At 68.0% G+C, this 4,891-nt stretch carries 1 protein-coding gene; it reads left to right on the top strand.

The features are described 5' to 3' along the window. A partial coding sequence (locus ACWC9R_RS36870; RefSeq protein WP_450738229.1) for a type I polyketide synthase occupies window positions 1-4,891 on the top strand: 4,891 nt, incomplete at both ends.

Genomic DNA, 4,891 nt, shown 5'->3' with positions numbered 1-4,891 from the left:
CCGTTCCGCTGGATGCGGAGGGGACGGTGCTGGTCACGGGTGGGACGGGTGGCCTGGGGGCGTTGGTGGCCCGGCACCTGGTCGCCGAGCACGGCATACGTCATCTCCTGCTGGCGAGTCGTCGGGGTCCGCAGGCTCCGGGGGCGGATGCCTTGGTGGAGGAGCTGGCGGGGCTGGGTGCCGAGGCCGAGGTCGTGGCGTGTGATGTGACCGATCGCGAGGCGTTGAGCGGGCTGCTGGAGTCGGTGCCGAAGGAGCACCCGCTCACCGCTGTCGTGCACACCGCAGGCGTACTCGACGACGGCACGCTGTCCTCGCTGACGCCCGCTCGTCTGGATGCCGTGTTGGCGCCGAAGGCGGATGCGCTGCTGCTCCTGGATGAGTTGACGCGTGCAGAGGACCTGGCGGAGTTCGTGGTGTTCTCGTCGGTGGCGGGAACGTTCGGCAGCGCCGGCCAGGGCAACTACGCGGCGGCGAACGCGTTCGTGGATGCCCTGGTGCACCGGCGTAGTGGATTGGGCCTTCCCGCACGGTCGTTGGCGTGGGGTGCCTGGGCTCCGGGTTCGGGTATGACGGGCGAGCTGAGCGAAGCCGATCTGCAACGCATGGCTCGTGGCGGCATCACCCCCTTCACCGAGGAGCGAGGTGTGGAGGCCTTCGATGCTGCCCGCCACACCGCAGTGCCCGTGGTCGTCCCGGTCCAGCTGAATCACACGATGTTGCGGGAGCAGCATGCCGCCGGAGTCCTTCCTTCGCTCATGCGAGGTCTCCTGGGGAGGAGTACGCGTCGTACCGCTGTCTCCTCATCGGGTGAGATGACGCCGGCGGACGCCCTGCGGTCGAGGCTTTCCCCCCTGTCCCAGGATGAGCGGCGAGCAGCGGTCCTGGAACTCGTACGGACTCAGGCCGCACTGGTCCTGGGACACCCCGGCCCCGAAGCGATCGAGCCCACCCGCGACTTCCGGGGACTCGGCGTCGACTCACTCACCGCCGTGGAGCTGCGCAACCATCTTCAGGCGGTCACCGGACTGGCGATGCCCGCCACCCTGGTCTTCGACTACCCCACTCCGCTGAGGGTGGCTCGCCATCTGGAAGACGAGCTGTCCGGTGGGGACGAAGCACCTGACGCGGGTGCCATTTCCTCCACGGCGGCAGACACCGACCCGGATGAGCCGGTGGCGATTGTGGCGATGGGTTGCCGGTTCCCTGGTGGCGTGGGGTCTCCGGAGGAGTTGTGGGGCTTGCTGGCTGAGGGTGGGGACGGTGTGGTGCCGTTCCCGGAGGATCGTGGCTGGGATGTTGAGGGGCTGTATGACCCGGAGCCGGGCCGTCCTGGGAAGGTCTCCACGCGTGAGGGTGGGTTCCTGCCGGGGGTGGATGAGTTCGATGCGGACTTCTTCGGGATTTCACCGCGTGAGGCGGTGGCGATGGACCCGCAGCAGCGGTTGCTGCTTGAGGTGTCGTGGGAGGCGTTTGAGCGGGCGGGGATAGTTCCCGGTTCGCTTCGGGGGTCGCGTACGGGTGTGTTCGCGGGGACCAATGGTCAGGACTACACGGGGTTGTTGGTGGCGTCCGGTGAGGAGGAGTTGGGGGGCTATATCGGTACGGGTAATGCGGCGAGTGTGGTGTCGGGGCGGTTGTCGTATGTGTTTGGTCTTGAGGGGCCTGCGGTGACGGTGGATACGGCGTGTTCGGCGTCGTTGGTGGCGTTGCATTTGGCGGTGCAGTCGTTGCGTGCGGGTGAGTGTGATCTGGCGTTGGCGGGTGGTGTGACGGTGATGTCGACGCCGGGGTTGTTTGTGGATTTCAGTCGGCAGCGGGGGTTGGCGGCTGATGGTCGGTGCAAGGCGTTCTCGGATGCTGCGGATGGTGCGGGGTTCTCCGAGGGTGCGGGTGTGCTGGTGGTGGAGCGGTTGTCGGATGCGCGGCGGAACGGTCACCAGGTGCTGGCGGTCGTGCGCGGCAGTGCCGTGAACCAGGACGGTGCCTCCAACGGCCTGACGGCGCCGAATGGTCCTTCGCAGCAGCGGGTGATCCGGCAGGCGCTGGCGGGTGCGGGGCTCTCGCCTTCCGACGTGGATGTGGTGGAGGCGCATGGCACGGGGACGTCGTTGGGTGATCCGATTGAGGCGCAGGCGCTGATTGCGACGTATGGCCAGGACCGGGACGCCGAAAGGCCGTTGTGGCTGGGTTCGGTGAAGTCGAACCTTGGGCATACGCAGGCGGCTGCGGGTGTGGCGGGTGTGATCAAGATGGTGCTGGCGTTGCAGCACGGTGTTCTGCCGCGGACGCTGCACGTCGACGAGCCGTCGTCGCATGTGGAGTGGTCGGCGGGGGAGGTGCGGCTGCTGACGGAGGCGGTGGAGTGGCCCGAGTCGGGTCGGCCTCGGCGGGCCGGTGTGTCCTCGTTCGGGATCAGCGGCACCAACGCCCACACCATCATCGAAGAGGCCCCGGCATCCGAAGAATTGCCCGACAGCGAGGAGACCCTCAAACTGCCCGCAGTCCCTTGGGTCATCTCAGGGCGCGACGAAGAGGGCTTGCAGGCCCAGGCACAACGACTCCTGGCGCATTTGGACGAATTCCTGCTCGACCCGTCCGACGTGGGCTTCTCCTTGGCAACGTCAAGGGAAATGTTCGACCGCCGCGCTGTGGTGCTCGTCGACGGTCACGAGACGGCCGTACAGGGGCTGACCGCACTCGCGGAGGGGCGAAAGGCCGCCGGTGTGGTGCGCGGGACCAAGCAACAGGGGCGGTCCGCATTCCTGTTCACGGGGCAGGGGGCGCAGCGTTTGGGCATGGGCTGGGAGCTGTATGACACCTTCCCGGTTTTCGCGGACGCCTTTGATGCTGTATGTGCCTGCTTTGACGCTGAGTTGGAGTCGTCACTGCGGGGTGTGGTGTTCGGCGAGAACGCGGAGATTTTGAATCGGACGGAGTTCACTCAGCCGGCGTTGTTCGCGGTGGAGGTGGCGCTGTTCCGGTTGGTGGAGTCGTTCGGTGTTCGGCCCGATTACCTGGTGGGTCATTCCGTTGGTGAGTTGGTCGCTGCGTATGTGGCGGGGGTGTGGTCGCTGGAGGATGCATGTCGTGTGGTGGCGGCGCGGGGGCGTTTGATGCAGGCGTTGCCGGTGGGTGGGGCGATGGTGTCGCTTCAGGCGTCGGAGGTTGAGGTGTTGCCGCTGTTGGAGGGCCTGGAGCAGCGGGTGAGTATCGCTGCGGTGAATGGTCCGCAGTCGGTGGTGGTTTCGGGTGACGAGTCTGCTGTTGCCGAGGTCGCTGGGCGTTTTGAGTCGGAGGGTCGGAAGGTGAAGCGGCTCCGGGTGAGCCATGCTTTCCATTCGCCGCTGATGGAACCGATGTTGGACGAGTTCCGTGCGGTTCTGGAGAGTGTGGTGTACGCGGAGCCGCGTATCCCGGTGGTCTCGAATGTGACCGGTGAACTCGCCACACCGCAAGAACTGACGTCCCCCGACTACTGGGTGCGGCATGTCCGTGAGGCGGTCCGTTTCGCTGACGGTGTGCGGTGGTTGGAGGTGCACGGGGTGACCCGGTTCCTGGAGATCGGACCGGACGGCACCCTGACCGCCATGGCGCAGGCATGCACAGACAGTGCGGACCTGCGGCTGTTGCCCGTGTTGCGCAAGGGCCGGCTGGAGTCAGAAGCCCTTGTGGCTGCGGTGAGTGGCATGTTCGTCGATGGTGCGGAGGTGCAGTGGCGTGCGCTCTTCCCGGGGGCGCGGCAGGTCGATCTGCCCACGTACGCGTTCCAGCGTGAGCGCTACTGGCCGAGCACCCCGGGGATCGAGGCCGGGGACGTCGCGGCTCAGTCGGCGGACGACGGGACCGCGTGGTTCTGGGAGGCCGTGGAGCGCGAAGATCCGGACGCCCTGGCCGGGGAACTGGCGATACCCGGGGATGCCTCGTGGGATGAGGCCCTGAGCGCGTTGTCCTCGTGGCGGCGGCAGCAGCGTGAGCGGTCGGCGGTGGACGGCTGGCGGTACCGGGTGCAGTGGAAGCCGGTCGGTGTGGAAGCCGGGGAAAAGCTGTCCGGGCGTTGGCTGGTGGTGGTGCCGGAGGGCACGGCGGTCTCGGGCTGGGCCTCTTCGGTGGTGGAGGGGCTGGCGGCATGTGGCGTGCGGGTTGAGCGGGTGGCCTGCGGCCCGGACGTGGATCGGGTTGCGCTGGCCGAGCGGTTTGCGGGGTTCGAGGGTGACGCCGTCGCGGGCGTGCTGGTGCTGCCGGGCGGCACGGCGGGCGAACCATCTGGTGAGGGGGTGCCGGCGGATGTGGTGCGGGCTGCGGTGGTGGTGCAGGCGTTGGGGGATGCGTGTGTGGGTGGGCGTGTGTGGGTGGTGACGCGGGGCGCTGTTGCCACGGGTCAGTCTGATGACGGTCCGGACGCGGCGGGCGCGGCGGTGTGGGGTGTGGGTCGGGTGGCTGCCTTGGAGTTGCCGGATCGTTGGGGTGGTCTGGTGGACATGCCGGAGGTTGTGGACCGTGGGGTGGTTGATCGCCTGGTTGGGGTTCTCGCTGATGGTGGTGAGGATCAGGTGGCGGTGCGGGCGTCGGGGGTCTTCGGGCGTCGGCTGGCACACGCTCCCGGTGGGGACGCGGCCGATGGTTGGCGGCCGCGTGGGACGGTGTTGATTACGGGTGGTACGGGTGCGTTGGGTGCGCGGGTGGCGCGTTGGGCGGCTGAGCGCGGTGCCGAGCATCTCGTCCTGACGAGCCGTCGTGGTCGGGAGGCTCCTGGCGCGGCTGAGCTGCAGGCGGAGCTGTCCGGCCTGGGCGTCCAGGTGACGGTGGCTGCCTGCGACGTCTCGGACCGGAACGCCGTCCAGGAGTTGTTGTCCGGGTGTGCGGTGGATGCCGTGGTTCATGCGGCGGG

It is taken from the genome of Streptomyces sp. NPDC001219 (assembly GCF_053597915.1).
This window is presented reverse-complemented; position numbering and strand designations above follow the sequence as displayed.